Below are 23,615 nucleotides of genomic sequence, written 5' to 3' on the forward strand. Positions count from 1 at the left end.
AGCCATCTGCCGCCAGCTGTTCAAGATCCTCGAACGCTCAGGTCGAACCCCGACGACCTCCTCCGAACCGCTTGACTCGATATAGCAGCCTCGGGGGGGGGCAGACCGGGTTGGGCTGGGCCGTCAGGACCGGGTGGGGACCATCTCCGCGGGTGTGGGGAGCAGCACGAGAAGCGGAAGTTCGGCGACCCCGCCATGGGACCATCCCCGCGGGTGTGGGGAGCAGGGCGAGGCGAACGGTTTGAGGGTTCACGCCGAGGGACCATCCCCGCGGGTGCGGGGAGCAGCGGCTCAGCACGGCGACGGCGGGGGTACGGCGGGGACCATCCCGGCGGGTGCGGGGAGCAGTCTGTTGCGGGAGCCTTCGGGCTCCCGCTCTCGGGACCGTCCCCGCGGGAGCAGGGAGCGTCGAACCCCTCCGTGAGCACCATGCAAGGACCATCCCCGCGGGTGCGGGGAGCAGCCGACGAGAGCTGTCGACACCTGCTTGGGGGCGGGGCCATCCCCGCGGGTGCGGGGAGCAGGAAGCCGACGGCGCCGAGTACCACGTCGACACGGGGCCATCCCCGCGGGTGCGGGGACGACGTGACGAACCGGCGGGTGTTCTCGGTCGCGAAGGAGCAACCCCCGCGGGCGCGGGGACGACGGCCGCCTGGACACCGCCCCGGCGGTCGCTGCGGAGCAACCCCCGCGGGCGCGGGGACGACGGAGCCATGCACACGAACACCAGGATGCCGAGGGAGCAACCCCCGCGGGGGCGCGGGGACGACGGCGGGGCCGACCCGGGCGAGTAAACCCAAGGAGAGCAACCCCCGCGGGCGCGGGGACGACACCGTGACGCCGTAAGGGCTCATGATCGCGCAGGAGCAACCCCCGCGGGCGCGGGGACGACACCCCGGGTCCGCGTCCCGCGCGTCCAGCTCCAGCGAGCAACCCCCCGCGGGCGCGGGGACGACCTCTCGGGCCACCAGCTCCGCATCCTCAACCTGGAGCAACCCCCGCGGGCGCGGGGGACGACGGCAGAAGGCTGCGGAGGGCGTCAACCGGGCCGGAGCAACCCCCGCGGGCGCGGGGACGACGGCCCGGCCCACAGCCCGGCCGACGCTCCTGTCGAGCAACCCCCGCGGGCGCGGGGACGACATGATCCCCGGTCTGCTCGGCCCCCTGCTCAAGGAGCAACCCCCGCGGCGCGGGGACGACCCGGGGAACGCTGCCGTACGGTCGCAGGAGCCGGAGCAACCCCCGCGGGCGCGGGGACGACGCCGCGGTGAGGAACAGAGCGGCGGTGAGTCGCGAGCAACCCCCGCGGGCGCGGGGACGACTGGGCACCGCGTCCGGCACGCTCGACGTCGCCGGAGCAACCCCCGCGGGCGCGGGGACGACAGGCTGCGGAGCAGACGGCTGCCGCCACCACGCGAGCAACCCCCGCGGGCGCGGGGACGACGCCCTCCGTGACCAGCCGGAAAGCCCCATACAGGAGCAACCCCCGCGGGCGCGGGGACGACCAACGGGTCACCACCGCCGGATCCGCGCTGCTGGAGCAACCCCCGCGGGCGCGGGGACGACCGACCCTGCGCTGTGTCTCGGGCGTGCTTCGGGGAGCAACCCCCGCGGGCGCGGGGACGACCGATCCCGTCACGGAGCTACCGGCCGACGCCATGAGCAACCCCCGCGGGCGCGGGGACGACTTCGGGTACCGGGAGGCGTGCAGCGCGGCGTAGGAGCAACCCCCGCGGGCGCGGGGACGACCCGCCGGCCGCGCCGGTCATGTACAGCTCGGCGGAGCAACCCCCGCGGGCGCGGGGACGACGCGATGGGGACCTTCCAGTCCATCGGCTCGTCGGAGCAACCCCCGCGGGCGCGGGGACGACCCGTCGCCGCCACTGCCGCTGTCGCCATCCTTCGAGCAACCCCCGCGGGCGCGGGGACGACTTCCCACGAATGTCCGCCCCCGGCAGGGTTTCGGAGCAACCCCCGCGGGCGCGGGGACGACTCCGCACCGGTCACCTTGCAGCCCAGGAAGTTCGAGCAACCCCCGCGGGCGCGGGGACGACTGGCGGGCCGATGTGGCGATGCCGTCGCATCGCGAGCAACCCCCGCGGGCGCGGGGACGACAAGAAATATGCAGGCCAAAGCGCCGAAGGGGGGTGAGCAACCCCCGCGGGCGCGGGGACGACCACCTGGTCAGGGTCTTCGGAGTGATTGTGTGTGAGCAACCCCCGCGGGCGCGGGGACGACACTTCATGACCTGCGGCGTTGTCAGGTGATCATGTCATTTTCCTTTGCCTCGTTCGCAGGCCGCCAAGATTGTCCGTTCTGGCGGGGGCGGGCCATGAGGGTCAGGCCGTCGAAGTCGACGGGGGTCCAGCGGTCGCGGCCGGCTGTGCGGGCTGACCAACCCTGTTCCGTGGCCGCCGGTTCGATCATGACGGCTTGGCCGTCGTGGATGCGTTCGGCGAGGACGGTCCAGAGGCGGTCGCGGATGCGTGGGTTGGGGTTGCCGACGAAGACACCGGCGGCCACTTCGACGAACCAGCGGGTGAGGTGTCCCCGGAGCCCGGGCGGGGCCGCGATGAGCACGACCACTGTGGTCCCGGCGCTCACGGGGCCGCCGTAGGGTCAGGGATGATGTCGAGGTGGTGCGTGGCGCTCCAGTTTCGGCCGCCGCTGACGATGCTGTCGCCGTCGTCCCAGAGGGCACCGAGGTCCTCGTCCGGCAGGTCGCCGCCGTCGGGCACGAGGAGCTGCTTGATGTCGGCGACGACGCGGGGCAGGAGTTTGCCTCGTACGGCGGCGTCCCGCAGGGCGGTACGCGCGTCGCGTTCCGAGGTGAGGCCCTGTGCGACGAGGTCGAAGGCGAGGGGGATGGTGAACTCGGCCTTGTAGAGGTCGGCGATGTCCAGGACGAAGGAGAGGGCGTTGCCAGTGTGGACGAAGCCGAGGGCGGGGCTGGTGCCCAGGCCGGTGATCGCGGCGTGGCAAATGCCGTAGAGAGCCGAGTTGGCGGCGGACAGGAGCCGGTTGACGTCGTCGCCGGCGGCGAAGGCGTCACCCGGTTTGTAGTCGCGTTTGGTCCAAGGCACTCCGGTGCGTTCGGCGTGGTGGGCGTAGAGCTTGCGGATGCGGGTGCCCTCGCGGCCGCGGAGTTGCTGGAGGGTGAGGCCGGTGGTGTTCTCGCCGGGGAAACGCATGTCGTACATGCGGCGGGCGACGGCGACGCGCTCCTTGGGACGGGTGACCAGCCAGGCCTGGCGGAGCTGGAGCTGGGAGCCGCGCGCCGTGCTGGTGCCGGTGGCGTACAGGCGTACGCCCTGCTCGCCGACCCAACACACGGCGGTGCCGGAGTCGGCGAGCAGGGTGACGGCGGGGTGGGTGACGCGGCTGCCGGGGCCGATGAGGAGGACGGCGAGCCAGGCGGCCGGGACGTGGACGGTGCGCACTTTGTTGACCAGGACGATGGCGTTGTCGTCCCGGTCGATGTGGCAGCGCTCGGCATACAGGCTGGAGATGCGGTCCTCCAGCCTGTGCACGTCCTGCGGTCCGGTCCGCCACCAGGGTTCAGCCATGGTTCGCCTCGGTGGTTCGGAGTGGGGCGAGGGTGAGCAGGCCCTGCCCGTATCCCTTCGCTGGGCCGATGCCGCCCAGGAGGGTGGCGCGCAACGCGTCGGGGTCGGTCACGTGAAGGCGTCCCTCGAAGGTGGCGGTGGACAGAGTGACGCGTGGACCGGCGGAGCCCTTGCGGAAGCGGAGGATGTCACGGGCGACGATGGTCACCGCCGGTCCGGCGGAGAGGTCTTCGCCCCGGTTCTGCAGGCCGGGGGCGAAAGACGCGACGGTGGCGTCGGGGACGGTGAAACCGTGGCGCTCACACCGTTTGAGGAGCCACTCGAGCTGCTGCGCGGCGGTGCGGTGGGCGACCCGCGCGCCGCGAGGTCGACCGCCGTTGTCGGCTCCTTCTTTCAGGCGTGCGGCCTGCTGTTCGCTTGGTTTGTTGGGCTGAAGGGCGTTGCGGACCGGGTTTGCGGTGAGACGGAAGCCGAACTCGCGTCCCCGGACGAGGCGTTCCAGCAGTGGTGTGTAGTCGGCGATAAGTGGATTGCCTCCGTCGGCGCCCGGCCAGCCGGCTTCGTCGACGAGGTGGGCCCAGGAAGGGCGGCTCTCGGTCAGGACGAGGATGTCCGCGCGGTGCGGAGTATTGCTCTCCAGGCGCCACAGAACGCGTTCGGCGACGGGCTGGACGGCCAGTCCGGACAGGATGGAGGCGTGCAGACGGTGTGGGCTGGAGAGGAGCGCCGTGGCGGCGCGGCGGCGCGGGTTGAGCGCGATCTTCGACAGGTAGGGCATGCGGTCACCAGCCCAGGAGGGCGAACGGGTCGTGGTCGGGCTGTCCGGCGGAGGCCGTTTCCGTCTCGGGCCGGTCGCTGCCGCTGGGGATGGTGACCCAGAGGTGGCGGACGTCGCGCCGGACGAACCGGGTGCCGGTCTTGAGGTCGTAGGTGTCGGGCACATCGAGGGCGATCTGGTCGCCGGCCGGGTCCTCAATGGTGGCTTCCAGGGACACGGTGGTCCCCTGAACCTGTCGGCGGCGGTGGCTGCCGGCCTGCCACGGCACGTCCTCCAAGGCTTCCTTCAGCGGGGAGTCGGTGCGCAGTCCGAGGCTGACGGGTCCGGTGGGCGGGCAGGAGCGGCGGCCGAGGCTGAGCGGGAAGACGGGGTTGCGGACGGCTTCTTCGAGACTCTGCACCAGGGCCTTCGGGCCCCGGAGGGCGGCGACGAAGACGGCGTCCTGGAGGTAGAAGCGCCGGGTGACGCCTGTGTGCTTCGCCGGGGTGGTCCTGGTCTGCTGTCCCTTGGCGTTGGTCTTGGCCGACAGCAGCGGCACTCCGCGGTAGTCGCTGTAGGTGTGGTAGTCCCGCAGCAGGGTGCCGGGCTGGTCCACCCGGACGCCGAGCTGCAGGCCGACCAGGTCGGTGAGGGAGGCCTCGCGGTTACGGCCCTCGGCGGCGGCGAGGAGGCCGAGGACGCCGGACTTGGTGGGCTGGGGGCGGGTTTCGCGCTGGTTGTAACGGGACGGACCGCCCCATGACTGGAGCGGGGCGGCCAGCCGCATCACGAGGACGGCGTGGTCGGTGCCGGTCATCGGGCACCGACCTCCGCGGTCCCGGCGGGCGCGGTCTCGCCGTCGGCGAGCCACTGTCCCACCAGGGCGTCGACGGAGCCGAGCAGGACGGGGAAGGGCAGAGAGGAACCGAAGACCTCGGTGATCTTGTCGCCTTCGGCGGTGTAGGTGGCCAGGGTCCGCAGTGGCTTGTCGCCCCAGGTTTCGCCGACCCCCTTGAGCTCGTCGGCGAGCCGCACAACGGATTCCGTGGCCAGGCCGGTGACGCCGGTGACGGGTTCCTCGTAGGCGGAGACCAGGTTCACGGGCTGGTCGGCCCGGACGGTGAGCAGCACCAGATGGGGCAGGGTGCGGTGGGCGAAGGAGTTCTGGTGCCCAGTCGGCATGGAGCGGGCGAACGCGTCGACGAACCGCACGGCCGCCCGGCGCGTCTCGTCCGCGTCGCTGAGGTTGTCACGCAGCTGGTGCACGCCGAGGACGGCGTAGCGGTACAGGGTGGAGGAGTTGAACTCGACGGTGCCGATCATGCCGGCGCCGTGGTCGTCGGTGTTCTCGTCGTCGACCGCGGTGTAGTAGTCGAACTCGGTGCGCACGGCGTGGGTGGACAGGGCGTGCGCGACCTGGACGGAGGCGTCCACGTTCAGGGCGGGCAGGTCGGCGACCATACGGCCGAACAAGGCGACCTCGGCCGGGTGCCCGGTGGACAGCGTCTGGACGACGGGGAGCTTCTTCACCTCGTTCTTGAGGTCGTCGTCGGGCAGGGCAGCGAGCTCGGCGGCTCGGCCGTCGAGCAGACGGACCAGGTCGTCGAGCTGCTTCTTGCCGAAGAACAGCAGGTAGGCGGACTGGTCGTCCTTCTTGGCCGACTTGGTGATGCCGAGCGGCTCCAGCAGTGCGGCGGCCAGCCGGTCCGCCGGACCGGTCTCCAGTCCGGCGCCGCCCTCGGTGACGGGGCGGGCGAGGCGCTGGGCGAGCAGGCCGACGATCCGCTTGGTGCGGGTGGCCCGGTCGGCCTCGGGCACCTGCTTGGCGTACTCGGTACGGGTGGCGCGCTTCCACGCCTGCGAGGAGACGCGGGCGCGGCGGGCACCGCCGTAGACGGCCTGCTTGGGGGTGCCGGAGTCGTCCCGGTTCACGTTGGACGGCGGCAGGCTCTGCAGGATGTGGACCTCGACGAAGAGGGTGGGCCGGCTCATGGCATGACTCCTTGAAGACGTGAGGCGCCGCTCGGACGGGGCGCGGTCGAAGACGGCTTGAAGTGGGCGGGGCTGCTCGACCGATGGCACGGAGCCGTGGCCGGCCGGTCCCCGGGTGGCGTCAGGAGGACGCGGTGACGGTGGTGTGGAAGTCGCGGTCCCATCGCTGCCGGAAGCGGTCGACGGCGTGCGGGCGGCGGGGGTCGTCCCAGGTCCGAAGAGCGGTGCGGAGCAGGTCGTAGTCGAGTCCGACTCCGGCTCGGTTCAGCAGCGGGGTGAAGGACCGCAGGTGCATGGCGAGTTCGTCGGCGTCGGCGGAGGTGAGTAGATGGCCGAAGCGCCGCTCCAGTGCCACGGTGGCGGCCTTGCCCTCGCTGTCCGTGGCCGCCTTCCGGGCGAGCAGCCCGACGGCGGTGCCCGGGCTGTTGCCCGTGACGTGCATCCGGCGGTCGTGCGTCTGCTGGTGGCGGGCGAAGAGGGTGAGCGCGGTGTGCTCGGCCGCCAGGTCCCGGGTGAGGGAGCCCTTGTTCCGCCACTCGGACGCCATGCGGGTGCGGTGGAACGGCCACATCGAAGCGACCGTGCCCGGCTCGCGGCCGGTACCCGAGCGCAGCGCGGCCAGCTCCGCCCCTGCGTCCGGGCTGCCAGGCTCGAACGTCACCCAGTACGGCGCCCGTTCCTGGCCGCCGGTCTCCTCGTCGGCCTGCCCCTCGGCCGGGGCCGGTGTGCCGGGGTCGGTGTACTGCAGGCCCCAGGCTCGCAGTACCCGGTCGCGGTCCGGTCCGTGCCACGCGGTCATCTCACGGAACAGGCGGGTGTAGTCCAGGCCGACACCCGCCTGCTGCAGGAGCGGCACGAGCCGCTGGAGGTGCTGCACCAGCTCGTGGAGGTCCTGGGCGGTCGCGGCCGCGATCAGCCGTCGCTCCACGGCGGCCTCCGTCAGTGCCTCGCTGCGGCGCAGCAGCAGACAAGCGGTGCCCAGTCCGACGCCCGGCCGGTGGACAGGTTCGGACGCGGTGTGCTGGTGCAGTCCGAACAGGGTGAGCGTGCAGTGTTCAGCGACGTAGCGGTCCGGGAGGCGGTCGGCGCCGTCGTCCCGCAAGGAGACCCGGTGGACGGACCGCATGGCCGGGACGGTGCCGGCCTCCCGGCCGACACCCTCGCGCAGGGCCCTCAGGCTCCGTGCCACGTACTCGGAGAATTCCGGACGCCGCCCTTCCTCGTACGCCGACCGCCAGTCGTCGGCCGCCTCCTCCCAGAAGAACGGCCGGGACCGGCCCGCCGGGGGAGTGCTGCCGGAAGCGCTGCTGGTGGTGGTCATGCTGCGGCCCCCTCCTCGCGCTCGGCGCGGCGTTCCTCGGCGATCCGGGTCAGGATCTCGGCGAGCCTCGCCCGGAAGACACCGACGGCCTTGCCACTGCGGTATACGAACTCCTTGTCGCCGTTCCTCACCGTGCGGCCCACCACGGCCCGCGGCGGGACCGCCGCGAGCAGGAGGTCCGCCTCCCGATCGGCGGCGAACTGCACGGACTGCTCCCACGCGAGCTGGGCGCGCTCCAGGAGCTCCTCGTCGTCCTCGTCGACGGTCCGCAGCCCGGCGAGCAGCCGGCGCATGGTCGTGTCGAGGGAGTGCAGGAACTGCGCGGACGGCCGGCTCCCCTTGTCACGGGGCAGCGGATCACCGCCGGAGGCACGCCGAAGGTCGTTGTTCAGACCGTCCAGGGCGCGGGCGACCCGATCCGCCTGGTCCACGCACTCCAGCAGGGCTTTGCGCAGCCATTCGTCCTGAGCGAGCAGGGCCATCACCGGCAGGGGCAGGTCGTCGCCGATGGCGTTCTCCACCACGGCAGACTGTGTGCCGTACTCGAGCCCGGACGTCTCGACGCCCAGCGGGTACTGCTCGGACAGCACCCTGAGGACCTGCAGGTCCCCGATCTGGCGCAGCAGCAGCGAGGTGTAGGGGCCGTCGCCCTGCGCGGGCAGCGTCATCGACAGCAGTGTTCCCAGTCCCTGCCAGGCAGCGCGGCCCGAGGTGGGCCGGCGGGGCCGCCGGTGGGGCTGGCCCTTCTTCGGTTTGGCGGTGTGCTGCCACGCTGTGTGCGGCTCGATCTCGGGCGTCTGCGTCAGCCGGTCGCCGGCCGACACGATCGCCCGGTGGACCCGCGGCCCCTGCTCCGTCTCGCAGGTGATCAGACGGATACGACGGGCCTGGAAGGTCAGCAGGTCCAGCAGGCCGGACGCCGGACGCTCGGACCAGGCGGCCCCGGCCGGTGACGTGCAGCCCAGACCGGCCGGACGCTCGTCCCACGCCCACTGCGGCCGGTCTCCCGGCTCCAGGCCGTCGGGCAGGATCGGTGTGTTCAGCAGCAGCGTCTCGTAGAGGGTCCGACCGGTGGGCACGATCACGCCGAACTGGCCGAGCGGCCCGGTTGGGTTGCCGGTCGTTTTTCCGCTCTTAGCCTGCGGGTCCCCCACGGCACCGGTCTTGATCGACGCCGTGTCCCAGCAGTGCGCGTGCAGCAGCCACAGCGCAGCGTCCCCCGGTGTCAGCAGCAGCTCGTCGGCCTCGCTGAGCGCGCTGAACAGGGGCACGTTGTTGCCGGACGCCATGGACGGCACCAGCTGAGCGGCCGTCTTCGTCTCCCCGTTCAACGCCTGAAGACCGACGACCTGAGCGAACGGGCGCTCCGCGTCGAACAGGCGGAAACGGTCCCCGTAGCGGGCGTTCAGGTAGTCCGCGAGACGGTCCTGCTCGTCCTGCGAGAAGCGGCCGCGGTGGAACCGCTCCGCCCACTCCTGCCGGGTGCGAGGCGCCCCGAGGACGTCGATCACCACGGGCAGCAGTAGTTGCCGGAGTACCACCGGCAGCATCGTGTGCACCGGCAGCTCGATCCGCCGGACGGTGTGCGATTCACGCAACGCGCTCAGCAAGCCGACGGGTTGCCGGTTGCCGTCACGAGTGACGGCAGTGAGCCATGCGTCGTGGACGAGGTCTCCCTCGCTGGCCATGGCGGTTCCCCCCTCCATGTACTGGCATTGCCACGTCTCCCCAGACGTGCCGACCGAGAGGGTCAACTCCGTTTCTTTTTAAGGGAGTTAGCTCCGTCCGGTCATCAACAGGGTGGCACTCGAATGCTTGCTACTTCAAGCGGGTTGAGGAAACTCGGTGAAGGTGACCGGCTGGCACAGCCATCCAGGCGGACAGTGGGTACCCTGCGCACGGCTTGTGGGGTCGGCGCCCTCCCCGTACACGGGGGTGTTCCCGCTTGGTACTTCGCTCAGCACGAGAAGTCGTCCCCGCAGCGCGGGGTGAGGCGGTCCCGGCCCGGCTCCACAGCCGCTTCACCTGGCCTCCCGCTCGATGACCAGCCCGAGTACGTCGTGGTACGACACCCGGTCCGCGCCCAGCAGCCTCGTGCCGTCCTCCTCCAGTACGAGCGCCAGGCGGTACTGGAGCCAGGGCCGTCCGGTCCACCCCGGAAGCGGGCTCAGCTCGGCCCGGGCGGCGTCGGTGAGCCCCGGGGGGAGGCGGACGGTGCCGCCGATCAGACGGTCGGTCACCTCGTCGTCGTCCACCTCGCCGTGCGTTCCGAGCCAGGTTCCGTCGATGCCCCGGTAGCCGCTGGAGGCCCGCCGGACGATGACCACTTCGACGGAGGGGTCACCGTCACGGACGACGGCGTCTAGCTGTTCCTCGGAGGCGGCCCGGCTGCCGGCGTAGTGGAGTCCCTCCAGGGTCGGGAAGGCCCACTCCCGCCGACGGCACAGCAGGAATTCCTCGGCGTTCTTCTCCCGCTCCCGCTCCTTCGCCTGCCACTGCTCCCACGCACCTGACTCGTTCCAACCCGCCGGGCAGATCCCGGCGTCACCGTAGGCGCGAGCCACCAGCTCCGGCACATCGGCGGGAATACTCCATCCGGATGCCGCCGGCACGCCCGTCTCCCCGTCCGTGAGCGGGCCCGCGGCCTCCGTGACCAGGGCCGCCGTCCGCAGCAGTGACCACTCGCCGTAGATCTGCTTCGACGCGTACAGGAACCGCGGTGTTCCGTCCCTTTCGGGCGCCACACCGGTGACCAGCACCTGAGGTACGCGGTGTGCGGTGGGACGGCGAGTGCCACTGTGTCGGTGCAGTCGGCCGATGCGCTGCAGCAGGAGGTCGGTGGGCGCCAGGTCGGTGATCAGTACGTCGGCGTCCGCGTCGAACGATTGCTCGGCGAGCTGGGTGGCGATCACCACCATGCGCCCCGGTCGGTCCTCGCCGGCCTGCGGTCCCATCTGACGCAGGCACTCCGCGGTCCGGTCCGCACGGTGGGCGGCGCAGAGCCGCGCGTGCAGAAGGTGCAGAACGCCGTCGAAGCCTCCTTTTTGCAGATCGCGGTAGATCGCTTGAGCCCGGGCGACCTGGTTGACCACCACCAGAGCGACACCGCCGTCGGCGACGGCCTTGCGCACGGCCGCGGCGATCGGCGTCCCAGCGGGATCCGTGTCGGGCAACCAGGCCAGCCGCACGGGCGCCGACTCCCGCCAGGACCGCACCGCCTCCGGGGACGTCTCGGCCACCGCCCGGCCACCGGTGCCGTAGGCCACTGTGACGCACGGGTACCCGGCCGACTCCGGCACGCGCTGGTGCACGTCCGCCGTACCGAGTACGCCGGACAGATAGGCGTCGACGAACCGTTGCCGCTGAGCGGGGGGCAAGGTCGCGGACAGCAGCACCACGGGAACCCCCACCTGCCCCAGCCAGCGCAGCGCCTCGACGAGGAACTGCCGCATGTAGATGTCCGCGGCGTGCACCTCGTCCACGACCACGACCTTCCCGGCCAGCCCGGCGAACCGGAGCATCACGTGCCGGGTGCGAGTCGCCGCATGCAGCAGGTGGTCGACCGTACCGACTGCGAACGCGGTGAGCAGGCCGCGCTTGTTGTCCAGGAACCAGTACGCCGGGCCGTCTGGCTCGGGGCCGGCGGCCCGGTCCGGCGAAGGGTGAGCGGACACCATGTCGTACTCGGCGTCCTCGTCGATCGCGCCGAAGTCGTCATCGGCCATGCCCTCCGTGCCGAGGAGGCCCTCTCCCTGGCATCCGCATCCATCGCCGTCGGGACGCGGCTTCCCGGCCCAGATGCTCCGCCACCAGGCGTTGAACCGCCGGCGGCCGTGCAGGAGCGCCACCTGGGACTCGAGCTCCGGGTCGAAGGAGCGCACCCACTGCAGCACCTGCTCGTACATCGGGTCGCTTGTCGCCTGTGTCGGCATGGCCACGAACACCCCGTCGAGGCCGAACCTCGCCGCCAGAATCTCGGCGGCCGCGAGCGCTGCCTTCGTCTTTCCCTCGCCCATGGGGGCCTCGGCCACCAGCAGCCCCGGTGCCGGCATCGACCATGCCCGCTCCACCAACTCCCGCTGCGACGCTCGCGGCTGCACACCCAGCCGACGGGTCAGCGGTTCCAGCGGATCCTCCGGCAGCGGTAGGTCCCGCCAACCGCCGCGAAGCCGCAGCCGCTCCCACGCCGCCTCCGCACGGCTACGTGACGAGGCGAAGGAGACCAGGTCGGCGTCCGACAGACCGACGAAGTGGCTGCTGTCGCTGGCGATCCAGTCCGCCATCACGATCAGACCCGACAAGGCCAGCTGCTCGGCCTTCCGCAGTGAGCCGACCGGCCGCACATCCGCCAGTTCCTCGAAGCCGACAGCGCGTGTGAAGACGTCCACGACCGCCCGCTGGGCTTCCTCCCAGGCGGCGCCCCGACCCTGGGCCCCGCGCGGCGGATCGAGAGCGCGGGCCGGCGGAAACGCCCCGTGGTGTCCGGCGACCAACGGCCACACCCACCCGGCGGCCTTCTCGTCGCCCCACTCGGCGACCAACCGCGGCCGCAACAGCACCGCTCCGGCCACGTCATGACGCCACCGCTTGCCCCGGCCCGCCGGTAGCCGCCCCCACGTCAGTCCCGCCGCCAGCACCGGTGCGGCCTCGGCCGCGTCCATGGCCTGGAACGCCGGGCACGCCTTACCGCAGTCGTGGATGCCGCACACCCACATGAACCACGCACGCCCTCGGCCACCGCTGACCTCGTCCAGCCGCCGCCGGAACGCGGCCGACACGTACTGGTCCCACATCGTCCCCGCCACGGCAGCCGTGTCCAGCAGATGCCCCAGCAGTAGATGCGTCCGCCCACCGTTGCGCGCAGCCGACTTCCCCCACAACCGCGACACCCGCGTGATGACCTCGTCGGCCAGGCCCATCGACCGCATCAACTCGACGACCGACCGCTCATCCTCCACGCCCGCCCCCTGAAGACTCGGCTGCTCGCAGCCAGTTGGTGCCGGCACTGTAAACGGAGCCACTGACAATGCCTGCCGAGGCCGAAGCGAGGTGAAGGAAAACAGGTACCCTCGCTCACATCACCGCAGCTCACGAAGTGTCGTCCCCGCACCCGCGGGGGTAGCTCGCCCACCTGGCCCGGGTCAGCCGCCTGGCTGGCGTCGTCCCCGCACCCGCGGGGGTAGCTCCCTTGCAACGTCGCAGGTCAGACCCGGTTGCGGGTCGTCCCCGCACCCGCGGGGGTAGCTCGTATTCTCCCGCGCTAGGAGCGAGAGCCCCTCCGTCGTCCCCGCACCCGCGGGGGTAGCTCACAGAAAAAGGGTGACCGGTGAATGGTCACCCTGTCGTCCCCGCACCCGCGGGGGTAGCTCCAGTTCGCTCATCTTGCTCCTTCCCTGGTGCGGGTCGTCCCCGCACCCGCGGGGGTAGCTCGCGGAGCTGCCAGGGGGCCTAATCCCTGACCGCGTCGTCCCCGCACCCGCGGGGGTAGCTCCTGGGAGGCGGTCGAGGAACCCCGCGACCAGGAGTCGTCCCCGCACCCGCGGGGGTAGCTCTTTTGAGCAGCGTGAACAACTTCGGTGGCGCGCGTCGTCCCCGCACCCGCGGGGGTAGCTCGAGATCCGGGCCGCCGAAGCCTTCTTGCAGCAGGTCGTCCCCGCACCCGCGGGGGTAGCTCGCGGACCAACCACACGCTGAAGCTGGCGGATTTGTCGTCCCCGCACCCGCGGGGGTAGCTCGCGCACCATCGCGGTCGGTGGCGGCGTCGTCGTGTCGTCCCCGCACCCGCGGGGGTAGCTCCCCGTTCGACGCCGACATCCTCCAGCACCTGCTGTCGTCCCCGCACCCGCGGGGGTAGCTCTCGCCGGGGCGTGAACCGTTCACGCGTGAAGTCGTCGTCCCCGCACCCGCGGGGGTAGCTCCGCGGGCTACGACCCGGCCACGGTCTACGGCGCGTCGTCCCCGCACCCGCGGGGGTAGCTCCGTGCGTGAGTCGAGGAGGGCGTCGGGGTCGCCGTCGTCCCCGCACCCGCGGGGGTAGCTCGTCGTCGCCGCGCTGAAGGCAAAGATCGTCAGCGTCGTCCCCGCACCCGCGGGGGTAGCTCCGAGGAGACCCCCAGCACCGTGGGGCGTGAAGTGTCGTCCCCGCACCCGCGGGGTAGCTCCTGATCCCGGAACATGCGCGGCGCCGCCGACACGTAGTTCCCGCACCCGCGGGGGTAGCTCGAAGAAGGTCACGGTCGAGGCGATCATCCAGCAGTCGTCCCCGCACCCGCGGGGGTAGCTCGTCGACCGCGGCCTGGGAGAGTTGCCACTGTCCGTCGTCTCTGCACCCGCGGGGGTAGCTCCAGGCCGACCGAGTCGAGGTGGCCATGGTCGAGGTCGTCCCCGCGCCTGCGGGGTAGCTCTCCACATGACCATGACCATGACCGCGACCGAGGCACCGGGTCGTCCCCGCACCCGCGGGGGTAGCTCCTGCTTCAGGTCGAATGCGACCTGCTCCATGCCGTCGTCCCCGCACCCGCGGGGATAGTTCGAAGGACCAGCTCCGCGACGTCCTGGTGGCGCAGTAGTCCCCGTCCCCGCGGGGGTAGCTCGCGGTTGGTAAAGGTGGTGAAGGCTCGGGTCAGGTCATCCCCGCACTCGCGGGGGTAGCTCGCCGACACACAGGACCGCAGGGCCTCCGGAGATGTCATCCCCGCATTCGCGGGGGTCCGACGTTTCACTCAGTTATACAGCTCGGAGGAGCTCTGCTCCCCGCACCTGCGGGGACGGTCCTGAGGTCAAAGCTGTGGCTCCGGCAACGGCACCGCTGGTCCCCGCACCCGCGGGGACCCGCTGCTACGAACCGGCTCGTTTCACGGCTGATTACTCGAAGTGAGGGCCTCCTGAAGATCACTGCCCTGACGCCCGACCCCGTAGGTATTCATGGCGGTATACTTCCCGGTGTGGATACGACGATCAAGATCGGTGCGGAGACTCGCGACAAGCTCGCCGCTCTGGCCGAGGCCAGGAATATGTCGATGCGGGCGTTGATCGAGGAGTTCGCCGCGACCGCGCTCACTCCTGCGCAGTTGCGTGAGCGAGCCGAACGCACAGACGCGTTCTTGGCCGCAGAGTTCGGGCACAGGGTCAGCGACGACGAAGCCGGCGCATTGCGTGAGCGGATGCGGCAGGCGCAGAACGCCGGGCAGGCTCGGGTTCGGGGCACGGCGGCGTGATCGTCGAGCACTACGTCCTGGACAGTTGCACACTCCTTGCCCTGGGGGGCAACAAGCAGGTCTCCGGGCTCATCCACATTGCCGCGGGGGATCCCACGGTGCGTTTGTGGGTCCCCATCGTGTGCGTGCTGGAGGCCGAGCGTGAACGGGCCGGGATCGTCGACTACCTGGGCATCCTCGATGTCCTGCACACCTTGGACGCCGACTATGCGACGGCGCACGCGGTCGCCGACCTGTATCGCCGCAACGTCCCCTTCGGCGTAGGGGCCGCCGTACACGCCACCCAGCCCACGCTGGACCGCCCCGACGGTGCCGTCGTCGCCACGGTCGCGCCCGCCGACTACGACGGGCTCGAAGCCCCGGTCCTCGACCTCAATCGATAGGCGGTCCGCAGCACATCGGCGTCAGCCGTACGGCCGAGCCATTCACATCCCCCTGGACTCCGCCCGCGGGTTCGTCTGTTCCCCGCACTCGCGGGGATGGCCCCAACGTGGGGCGGGCGAGCATCTCAGGCCTTCGCTGCTCCCCGCACCCGCGGAGATGACGACCCCCACGTGGACCCGGTCGCCCGGCGGACGTCCTCCGGGGAGCGGCACCGCAAACTCGTACAGCCGCCTCCGGATGTGGTGGACGAGTGGGGAGCCGGGGCCGTGGATGGCGGTGGCGACGGTCAGCAGAGCGGCGCCCAGGCGTTGGCGGTCCGGCTCCGGCGGAACGGCTCGCCACAGGCTGTAGGCGCGGCGGGTGGGTCATCTCCGCGCCCGCAGTGGTAGCTTCACGTGACGCTGGTGGGCAAGACCGGTTCGGGCGTCGTCCCGGTACCTGCGGGGGTAGCTCCCCGGGTACGGCGGAGCCTGCCCGACCGACCGGCCGTCCCCGCGCCCGCGGGGGTAACTCGTTCTTGGTCCGGTCGTAGGGCACGTTGTTTGTAAGCACTTCTTTGGGTACGGAGCACCAGCGTTTCGCGGCTCCATGGCGTAGGAAGTTGATCCGGCGCCACCGGTATGACAAGGCAGTCCAGGCCAGGGGCAGGAGAGCCTGTGCGCGCATCGTTCGGCGTGATCGAATAGGGGATGACTTCGTTCTGGACTGGCAAGCGGGTGCGTCTGCGCGGGATTGAGCCCGAGGACTGGACGGCGTTCGGGGGCTTCGCCATCGATGAGGAGCGGTTGGGCGACCTGCTGCATCCGCCCCGATCTGCCGAGGGACTCCGGGCTTGGGCGAAGGAACAGGCCGTCGCGAAGCCCCTTGGTGACTGCTTCACGTTGGCGGTGGAAGCCGTGGGCACGGGGCAGATCGTCGGGGCTGTCGGCTCTCACTACGCAGATCCGCGGGCGGGGCGGTTCGAGTACGGCATCACGATGGGTGTTGGGTACCGGCGTAAGGGCTACGCGATAGAAGCCGTGCTGATGCTGCTGCGATTCATGTTCGCCGAGCGGCGCTATCACAAGTGCGAAGCCCGGATCTTCGCTCACAACGAGGCGTCGTTGGCACTGCATCGCCGTCTCGGCTTCGCCGAGGAGGGGCGCCTGCGCGATCACGTGTTCTTTGCCAGCCAGCACCATGATCTCGTCGTCATGGGCATACTCGCCGATGAGTTTGCGCAACTGCACCCGATGAGCGAACTCAAGTGAACGCTGTGCCTCCGGAGCAGAGTGCGGCTGCGGCAGCCTACCGACGACCCGCCCTCTATCGAGGTAGAGCCAGATCATGTTACTGCGGGGGCGTGAATCACACCGGCACACGTCCCCTGCGACCCGCCGCTGGAGCCGAAACAAGTGCCTACAGACAGGCACGTCGTTGTTGGTCGTCCCCGCACCCGCGGGGGTAGCTCCTACGACCGGTAGGCCAGGCAGGTCGACGGCAGGTCTTCCCCGCACTCGCGGGGGTAGCTCGTCGGACACCGAGGTCAGTGCGTGGCTGTTGTCGCCCTTCCCGCACCTGCGGGTCAGTTCCGTCCTCCAACATCCGAGTTCCGTGCGCCCAGGTCTGATCACGATCTCAACACCAAGCTTTCACAAGTACTCCACATCAGCGCATGATTCTCCCTACACGCCAGCCACAGGGGGGACACGTGACCGACAGCCTGCCGCCGATGCCCGACCACCAGCCCCAACCCATGACCCCAGCCCCGGACGGTCCGAGGCCAGCCAGGAGACCTCAGAACTGGGTGGTCATCGGTGCGGCAGCAGCTGTCATCGCCGCAGTCATCGGCACCGGCATCGTCGTCGTCCAAGCCACCAACGATGACAACAAGCCCGCCGCGACCGCCGCGGAATCCAGCGCTCCCGCCGACATGGCCACGACTGTCGACGACGAACCGGAACCCGACCTCGAGCCCACTTTCGTGGAACCGGCCGTCGGTGACTTCACCATCGAACTCCGTACCACCAGTCGGCAGTGCTTTGGATCAGCGGGCTGCAACCTCACAGTGGAACCCAAGCTGTCCTACGTGGGCGTCAGCGACGAATTGGACCCGGACGCCGTGTACGAGATCACCTACGAGATCAAGGGGGACGAGTCCGGGCCCATCCTCGAGACGGCTGAACTGTCAGACCAGACGACTCTGAACTACACGGAGACGAGCCTTACCACGAAGTCGGCGGGCACGAAGGTCTCCGTGAAGATCACCGACATTGTGTCGACGGGCCTGTAGGGAGAGGCACGGTACGGCAGCCTGGCACCTATCCAGCGGCGGTCCCTTACGGCGGCGGACGGCGCTGCCCTCGAGAAGGATCACGAGTTGTGCAACTGTCTAGCCGCAGTTGCGGCAGACGAAGGAAGAGGCACCGCAAAGTCGTACAGCCGCCCCCGGATGTGGTGAACGAGTGGGGAATCCGGGCCATGGATGTCAGTGGCGACGGTCAGGAGGGCGGCGCCCAGGCGTTGGCGGTCCGGCTCCGGCGGCACGGCTCGCCACAGGCTGTACGCGCGGCGGGTGGCAGCCTCGACGTCGGGGTGCCCCGGGCCCTGCACGGTGACGCGCAGCTGCGCGGCGTGCAGGTACCAGGACAGGCCCGACGCGTGGTCGCCGGCGAGGGCGGCGAGGTAGCCGCGCACCTCGCGGACCTGGATCGTGTGCAGGTGCAGTTCGCCGTACTCGGCGGTGGCGTCCCGATCGATCCGGGCGGCGAGACCGGCGGCATCCGGCAGGTGTCCGGTCCGGGCGATCTCGGCGACCTTGACGAGTCCGGCACGCAGCATGTCGGGAGTCAGCCCGGGTGGGGGTGGTGCGGCGCCGGGCTCGGGGGCGGCCCAGAACTCCGGCGTCACCGTTCCCCAGGGGCGGTAGAGAGGTTCGGGCATGGACGGGCTCTCCTGCCGTGGTCCGGGGCTCACCAGGCCACCACCCGGCGGACCTCGGTGATGCGGGTCAGGTGACTGGTGCTGTTGCGCCAGCTTTCGTACGTGACCAGGCGGGTCTTCAGTCCGGTACGCGGTGCCTCGATGATCAGGCCCTGGCCGACGTACATGCCGACGTGTCCGGGACGGGCGTCCGAGCCGTCGGACCCGGGGTTGAACACCAGGTCGCCCGGCTTGGGAGCGTCGATACCGACCCTGGTGCCGATGCCGACCTGGTCGTACGTGGTCCGCGGGATGCTCACCCCGGCCGCCCGGTAGGCCTGCTGCATCAAGGAGGAGCAGTCGCACCAGTGGGCCGGGTTCTTGCCCAGCGCGGCGGTGCAGTCGCCGCCCAGCCGGTACGGGCCGCCTCGCTGCTTCAGAGCCCACGACACGGCCACGCGTACCTTCTCCGGCGTTCCCTCGGGCAGTTCGTACCCAGCGGGCAGCGTGCCGTCCTTGCTCGCGGACGGGGCGGCGAAGTCGGCCGACATTCGCATGATGTTCTGCACGTAGTGGTAGGTCTGGCCGCCGGCGAACGAGGGCGGCGGTACGCCCTGGTACTGGTCGACCCGGCCCCAGCCGGCGTTGTACCCGGCGAGGGCGAGCTCGATCGGCGAGCCGTTGTAGCGCGGGTGTGCCTTGCCCTTCTTCAGCAGGGAGCACATCATCCGGCCCTGGGCCGGGATGGCGTCCTCCGGGTCCCACACGTCCTTGCGGCCGTCCCCGTTGCCGTCCACCCCCCAGGTGGCCCAGGTGCCGGGCATGAACTGCGCGATGCCCTTCGCGCCGGCAACGCTGGGGCCCGCCTCGGGATCGAAGCCCGATTCCTGCTTGATCTGGGCGGCCAGTACCGCCGGGGACAGGCCTTCGCCGCAGTCGGCGGCTGCCTGGAGGATGAGCGGCGCGTACCGGACTGGCACCCCGTCCTTGCCGATGCGCAGCCCTCCGAGCGGGTTGCCGACACTGCCGTCGCCGTCCTCGTCGAACGTGGAGATCAGCAGGACCACGCCCAGACCCATCGCGAGCGGCGTCATCACGAATCCCAGTCCGAGGGCCAGCAGGCCCCGCCGGACCGACTTGCCTGTCACGCCGCCCCCTCTTGACCTGCCCGCAGATTTGCTCCCCCAAATCTGAAATTCAGACTCCCTGTCGGGTGCCGTTAGCGGAATCGTAGCGTGATGAGGCGTGACGTTACGCAATCTCACCACATCAGGGTGATGCTTTCATCTGCCTTTCCGGATGGGTCAGTTGTCCGTGTAGGGTGCGCTTTCGGGGTGGCGACGGCGGTGGCCGCGTAGTCAATTGACTATTGCAAATTCAATCTGCGGAGGGGGAGAGGGTGCTGCGCACACGGACCGACGCCGTCCCGCAACTGCCCGTGAGTGCGCGCTTGGTGGTGCCGGTGATGGCCGCCACCGGAGGCAGCGGACGTACCACGGTCGCGAGACTCCTCGGCGCCGGGTTGGCCTCGAGTGGTTCCACCGTGGTGCTGGATCTCGCGCCTCGGCTGTCCTCCCCCTGGCCCGCTCTGCTCTCCGGCCAGCAGGCGGGCGGGCTGGCCGCGCTCCCACCGGATCGGCCGTTGACGCGGTCGGCGGTTCAGCAGGCGTGCGTCGTTCAGCGGACGCGCGCCGTCGGCGAGGATACGGACGACGCGGTCTGGCACCTCCTGTCCGACGGGCAGGAGTGGCACACACGGCCCTTGGAACTGCCCGAGAATCCCGCCGCCTGGTACCAACTGGCGGCGATCGGCGGCTGGCAGGCCGTGGTCGCGGACACGATCCACCCGCTCGCCCACGACCTCCTGGCCGCCCGCTGCGCCGGTGAGACCGGGCGGACGCGCGGCTGGTATGACCTGCCGTTCGCCATCCCCGTCCTGTGCGCGGCCGCCACCGCCCAGGGCATGCGAAGCCTGCAGCAGGCGGTCATGGTCCTGCACGCCGAGGGCCTGCCGCTCCGGCGCACCGTCGTCGCCCTCGTCGCGACCGGAGACGGCCGCCCTCCGGTCGCGGTGCGGGCCGGGGCGGCCATGCTCACCTCCCGCACCGCCGCGGTGGTGCAGGTGCCCCACGATCCGCATGTCCACGCGCACGCCCTGGCCACAACCCGCCTGCGCTCGCGCACCGTGCAGGCCGGCACCCGGCTCGCCGGGGCCGTCCTGGCCGCGGCGCATGCCGCCTGGGGCGGTCCGCTGCCAGACGCTCCGCAACCCGCCCCCGTCACACCAGCCCCGCGACCTACCCCCGCCATCCCTGCCCCCACTGCGGTTCCCTCCGCCGCTGGGGGCTATGGCACCCCTGCACTCGACACCCCCGCCGTCACCGCTTCTTGACGAGGAATCGGATATGAGTCAGTTCCTGGCCACAGTGCACACCGTCACCGCTACGGTCGCCGGTGCCGTCGACCCGCACGTGGGCCTCCTCGCCGACGCCGTCCCCGACGTCACCCCGGAGATGCCCAAGGACGTCGACAAGCCGGTCCAGTCCCTCCTGAACTGGACCGCCGGACTCGGCCTTGCCGCCGCCGTCCTCGGTGGCCTGCTCGGCTGGGCCGCCGTCGCCGTCGGGCACAACAGCGAACGGGCCGCGCTCGCGGCGCGAGGCAAGCAGGCCATCCTGTGGAGCCTGTTCGGGGCCGGTGGAATCGGCGTGACCGCGGCGCTGGTGACCACGTTCTACAACATGGGCAAGTGAGGACGGGGTCGATGAGCGACAGCAGGGCCCGCAAGGCCCGCCTCGTCCTCGCCGGGCTCGGCGTTCTTACCGTCGGGGTGCTGGTCGGAGGTGGCGTCACCGCGGGTGTGGTGCTCGGCGACGACTCCAGCGGAGGCGGGTCGGAGCCGGAGGCGACGGCGCCCGTGTCCTCGAAGCCGAGCACCACGGAGCAGTCCGAGATGACCCCGGACAAGGCGCGCAAGCTCGAACTTCAGGTCCCCACCGGACAGAAGGACGGTCTGTCCACCGGCTTCTCCGACGGTCCGGTCGGGGCGATCTCCACCGCCGTCCACTTCTGGGAGGAGTACGCCTTCCTCGACGACCGGAAGGCTCGTCAACAGCTCGAGGCGATCGTCACCCCGGAAGCCGCAGGATACGTGGACGAGCAGGTATCCGAGGTGCGCAGGCTGCGTGAGAGTGCTGGCCTTCCGCCGTCCGGAGGTACCCCGGCCGGGATCACCTTCAGCACCACGGTCAATGCCGTGCGCCCGACGTCACTGGACAAGACCGGCAAGGTCGTACAGATCTGGATCAATTTTGATCGGTACACAACGAAGTCCGATGGCGTCTCCGGTGACGAGCCGCTGAGGGATCAGACCGTCGATTTGATTCTCAAGGCGCAGGACGGCGACTGGAAGCTCACCAACGAGCCGGAGTATCACGAGAAGCGCAGCTTCCCTCGTGCCTACGACCCTGACTCGCACGTGTCCTGGCTGGACGGATGGCGGCAGGTGAGTCATGTGGACTGAGTGTCGGCATTCCTTACCGGCACGTCTTTCCGTTCTCCTGGCCGCCGTCCTGGTGTGCTTCGGCTGCATGCTGAGCACCGCGCCCATGACGCTGGCCGTCGACAAACCGGAATACCACGCCGACCACGGGCCGGGCGACAACGGAGGCGGATGCCCGGAGGAGTTCGGCGACACCTGCGGCATCGACGACGACGGCAACTACTGCGACTACTACAACATCGACGACGAGGACCTCTGCCGACTGCCTCAAGCAGGCGAGATGCCAGGGACTGGCGAGATCTGTTCCAACCCCCGAGCGTGCAGCGACTCGGGACGCAAGGTGGTCGAAGAGGAGAAGCTGGAGAAGTGGCGGCAGACCAACGTTGAGCTGGTCAAGAAGGGAGAACTCGAGCAGGCCGACTTCGACAAGTGGTTTGAGTATCTCGGCGCATGTGTCGACAAGGGCAAGCCACTGGAGGCATGTAAGGACCGGGCCTACGCGAGGTTCGGTCCGGTCGGAGGGGAAACTCTTTCCGGCTGGGTCGGTGACCAAGTCTCCGAGATGGCCCGGGACGCCCTGGAAGAGGCCGCCCAGTACATCGGCAACGCGGTGGTGTGGCTGCTCGAGGAGTTCGCCGACGTCTTCAACGACGCCTCCGGCGTGGACCTCGACGACACCGGCGTCAAGGAGCCGATGGGCATCGCCACGGCGTTGTCCGCGGCCCTGGCGGTGTTCCTCCTGCTGCTGCAGTTCGGGAAGACGACCGTCAGCCACCGCGGCGAGCACGCGGCGACGGCGCTCTTCGGCCTGGCGAAGTGGGCCCTGATCACCGCGGCGTACTGGACCGTCACCACGACGGCGCTGGAGCTGTCCGACGCGATCTCCACCTGGATCATCGACTACTCCTTCGACGGCGGTGAGGGCGTCGGCGCGGACGAGGCCATGAAGGCCCAGTTCGGCACGTTGTTCGGCGGCCTGATCACGGGCGGGGGAGGGGCCGCCACCGCGGGCGGGGCGCTGGTCACCGGCCAGGGCGTCACCGCGGCCGCCGTCGCCGTGGTCATCGTCATCGGCATCGTGTGCATCCTGGCCATCGGCGCGCTGTGGATCGAGGTGATCCTGCGTCAGGCGGGAATCATGATCCTGGTCGCCACCATGCCGATCGTGCTGGTGGGGCAGATGTCGGACGCCACCAAGGACTGGTGGCCCAAGGCCCGGGACGCGCTGCTGGCGCTCATCCTGATGAAGCCGATGATCGTGTTCTGCTTCTCGATCGGCTTCTTCGCCATCGCCGACGGCAAGGGGATGCAGAACGTCATCGTGGGCCTCGTCATCTTCCTGATGGCCTGCTTCTGCTGGCCCGTCCTGGCGAAGTTCATGACCTTCTCGACCCTCGGTGCCGGCGCCGCTGCGGCGGGCGGGCTGATCAGTTCTCTGGGCTCGTCGGCCACGTCGACGGGCGGCGGCTACCGGCCGGAACTCGGCGGCGCGGGTGCCGTCGGCGGGGGCCCCGCGTACACCCGGGCGCTGGAGCGTGACAACACCTTGATCCAGGCGAGTGGTTCCAACGCCCACGGCGGCGGGGGCTTTTGGACCAACGAGTCGCTCAAGGCCCGCGCCAAGGGGCCCGGGGGCCGTCTCGGTACCCGGGTGGCCGGACCGCTCGGGCTGGGACTGCAAGTTCTGGCCGCGGGCAAGGACACCCTCGAGTCCGGGATGGCCAACACCGCCGCGCACGCGGGGCTCGACTCCGCGTCCCCCGGCGGCCGTCACGTGGTCGTACCGCCGCGCGGCCCGGACACGGCGAGTCTGCCCCCGGCCGGCCCGGCCGTTCAGACCGCCCAGGCATTCCAGGCTGCCGCCCAGGCATTCCAGGCTGCCGCCCAGGAGCACGCACCGCAGCCGCGCCCGGGCACCGCGCCGGTGAGTACCGCCCCGCCCGGCACCGACGTCCCGTCACCGAGGGAGGGATAG

At 70.6% G+C, this 23,615-nt stretch carries 18 protein-coding genes and 2 CRISPR repeat arrays; of the genes, 8 read left to right on the forward strand and 10 right to left on the reverse strand.

All coding sequences use genetic code 11. The features are described 5' to 3' along the window. Nucleotides 1-1,233 precede the first annotated feature (1,233 nt). Nucleotides 1,234-2,238: direct repeats of the CRISPR family, unit length 28 nt; unit sequence GAGCAACCCCCGCGGGCGCGGGGACGAC. 21 nt (nucleotides 2,239-2,259) lie between these two features. The 8 genes from cas2e to cas3 form a co-directional block, all read right to left on the reverse strand. Further along, nucleotides 2,260-2,604 (reverse strand): type I-E CRISPR-associated endoribonuclease Cas2e, encoded by a 345-nt coding sequence (gene cas2e, locus ACZ6IM_RS38195; RefSeq protein ID WP_469563331.1) that lies wholly within the window; start codon nucleotides 2,602-2,604, stop codon nucleotides 2,260-2,262. After that, nucleotides 2,601-3,566 carry a type I-E CRISPR-associated endonuclease Cas1e gene (gene cas1e / locus ACZ6IM_RS38200; RefSeq protein ID WP_469563334.1) on the reverse strand — a complete coding sequence of 322 codons (966 nt, stop codon included), beginning with the start codon at nucleotides 3,564-3,566 and terminating at the stop codon, nucleotides 2,601-2,603. The genes cas2e and cas1e overlap by 4 nt, the downstream gene beginning before the upstream one ends. Further along, complete coding sequence (cas6e, locus tag ACZ6IM_RS38205; RefSeq protein ID WP_210985173.1) at nucleotides 3,559-4,344, reverse strand: type I-E CRISPR-associated protein Cas6/Cse3/CasE; 786 nt, start codon at nucleotides 4,342-4,344, stop codon at nucleotides 3,559-3,561. Before cas6e ends, cas1e begins: the two co-directional genes overlap by 8 nt. A 4-nt stretch (nucleotides 4,345-4,348) precedes the next feature. Continuing rightward, nucleotides 4,349-5,140, reverse strand: coding sequence for a type I-E CRISPR-associated protein Cas5/CasD (gene cas5e, locus ACZ6IM_RS38210; protein ID WP_210985174.1), 792 nt, complete (start codon nucleotides 5,138-5,140; stop codon nucleotides 4,349-4,351). Then, on the reverse strand, nucleotides 5,137-6,315 hold the full coding sequence (gene cas7e / locus ACZ6IM_RS38215) for a type I-E CRISPR-associated protein Cas7/Cse4/CasC (protein WP_469563338.1): 1,179 nt from the start codon (nucleotides 6,313-6,315) through the stop codon (nucleotides 5,137-5,139). Before cas7e ends, cas5e begins: the two co-directional genes overlap by 4 nt. Before the next feature lie 121 nt (nucleotides 6,316-6,436). Continuing rightward, the gene (gene casB / locus ACZ6IM_RS38220) at nucleotides 6,437-7,636 is read right to left on the reverse strand and encodes a type I-E CRISPR-associated protein Cse2/CasB (protein WP_469563340.1); all 1,200 of its coding nucleotides are present in this window, start codon (nucleotides 7,634-7,636) and stop codon (nucleotides 6,437-6,439) included. Then, on the reverse strand, nucleotides 7,633-9,324 hold the full coding sequence (casA, locus tag ACZ6IM_RS38225; protein WP_189285066.1) for a type I-E CRISPR-associated protein Cse1/CasA: 1,692 nt from the start codon (nucleotides 9,322-9,324) through the stop codon (nucleotides 7,633-7,635). Before casA ends, casB begins: the two co-directional genes overlap by 4 nt. Nucleotides 9,325-9,657: 333 nt before the next feature. Continuing rightward, complete coding sequence (gene cas3, locus ACZ6IM_RS38230; protein WP_469563343.1) at nucleotides 9,658-12,594, reverse strand: CRISPR-associated helicase Cas3'; 2,937 nt, start codon at nucleotides 12,592-12,594, stop codon at nucleotides 9,658-9,660. Nucleotides 12,595-12,733: 139 nt separating this feature from the next. Further along, nucleotides 12,734-13,738: a CRISPR direct-repeat array (repeat unit 28 nt; unit sequence GTCGTCCCCGCACCCGCGGGGGTAGCTC). A gap of 842 nt (nucleotides 13,739-14,580) precedes the next feature. Here cas3 and ACZ6IM_RS38235 point away from each other — a divergent pair. From ACZ6IM_RS38235 to ACZ6IM_RS38250, 4 genes are all read left to right on the forward strand, one after another. Next, the gene (locus ACZ6IM_RS38235; protein WP_052842461.1) at nucleotides 14,581-14,853 is read left to right on the forward strand and encodes a hypothetical protein; all 273 of its coding nucleotides are present in this window, start codon (nucleotides 14,581-14,583) and stop codon (nucleotides 14,851-14,853) included. Then, nucleotides 14,850-15,236, forward strand: coding sequence for a PIN domain-containing protein (locus ACZ6IM_RS38240; protein ID WP_469563347.1), 387 nt, complete (start codon nucleotides 14,850-14,852; stop codon nucleotides 15,234-15,236). The genes ACZ6IM_RS38235 and ACZ6IM_RS38240 overlap by 4 nt, the downstream gene beginning before the upstream one ends. Nucleotides 15,237-15,926: 690 nt before the next feature. Then, entirely contained in the window at nucleotides 15,927-16,487 is a 561-nt protein-coding gene (locus ACZ6IM_RS38245) for a GNAT family N-acetyltransferase (protein ID WP_469563350.1), read from the forward strand. A gap of 440 nt (nucleotides 16,488-16,927) precedes the next feature. Next, on the forward strand, nucleotides 16,928-17,509 hold the full coding sequence (locus ACZ6IM_RS38250; RefSeq protein ID WP_469563352.1) for a hypothetical protein: 582 nt from the start codon (nucleotides 16,928-16,930) through the stop codon (nucleotides 17,507-17,509). Nucleotides 17,510-17,589: 80 nt separating this feature from the next. Here ACZ6IM_RS38250 and ACZ6IM_RS38255 read toward each other — a convergent pair whose 3' ends face one another. After that, nucleotides 17,590-18,159, reverse strand: a complete 570-nt coding sequence (locus ACZ6IM_RS38255) for a hypothetical protein (RefSeq protein ID WP_469563355.1) — start codon at nucleotides 18,157-18,159, stop codon at nucleotides 17,590-17,592. A gap of 29 nt (nucleotides 18,160-18,188) precedes the next feature. Further along, entirely contained in the window at nucleotides 18,189-19,286 is a 1,098-nt protein-coding gene (locus tag ACZ6IM_RS38260) for a C40 family peptidase (RefSeq protein WP_469563358.1), read from the reverse strand. A 251-nt stretch (nucleotides 19,287-19,537) separates the two neighbouring features. On the opposite strand from ACZ6IM_RS38260, the gene ACZ6IM_RS38265 reads away from it, so the two are divergent. The 4 genes from ACZ6IM_RS38265 to ACZ6IM_RS38280 all read left to right on the forward strand — a co-directional run bounded on the left by ACZ6IM_RS38265 (nucleotide 19,538) and on the right by ACZ6IM_RS38280 (nucleotide 23,615). Further along, nucleotides 19,538-20,530, forward strand: coding sequence for a hypothetical protein (locus tag ACZ6IM_RS38265; RefSeq protein ID WP_469563361.1), 993 nt, complete (start codon nucleotides 19,538-19,540; stop codon nucleotides 20,528-20,530). Nucleotides 20,531-20,543: 13 nt separating this feature from the next. Further along, nucleotides 20,544-20,891, forward strand: coding sequence for a hypothetical protein (locus ACZ6IM_RS38270; RefSeq protein WP_469563364.1), 348 nt, complete (start codon nucleotides 20,544-20,546; stop codon nucleotides 20,889-20,891). Between the two features lie 11 nt (nucleotides 20,892-20,902). After that, complete coding sequence (locus tag ACZ6IM_RS38275; protein WP_469563367.1) at nucleotides 20,903-21,661, forward strand: hypothetical protein; 759 nt, start codon at nucleotides 20,903-20,905, stop codon at nucleotides 21,659-21,661. A gap of 67 nt (nucleotides 21,662-21,728) precedes the next feature. Further along, the gene (locus ACZ6IM_RS38280) at nucleotides 21,729-23,615 is read left to right on the forward strand and encodes a hypothetical protein (RefSeq protein WP_469563372.1); all 1,887 of its coding nucleotides are present in this window, start codon (nucleotides 21,729-21,731) and stop codon (nucleotides 23,613-23,615) included.

This window comes from Streptomyces sp. NPDC042336, from assembly GCF_055581985.1.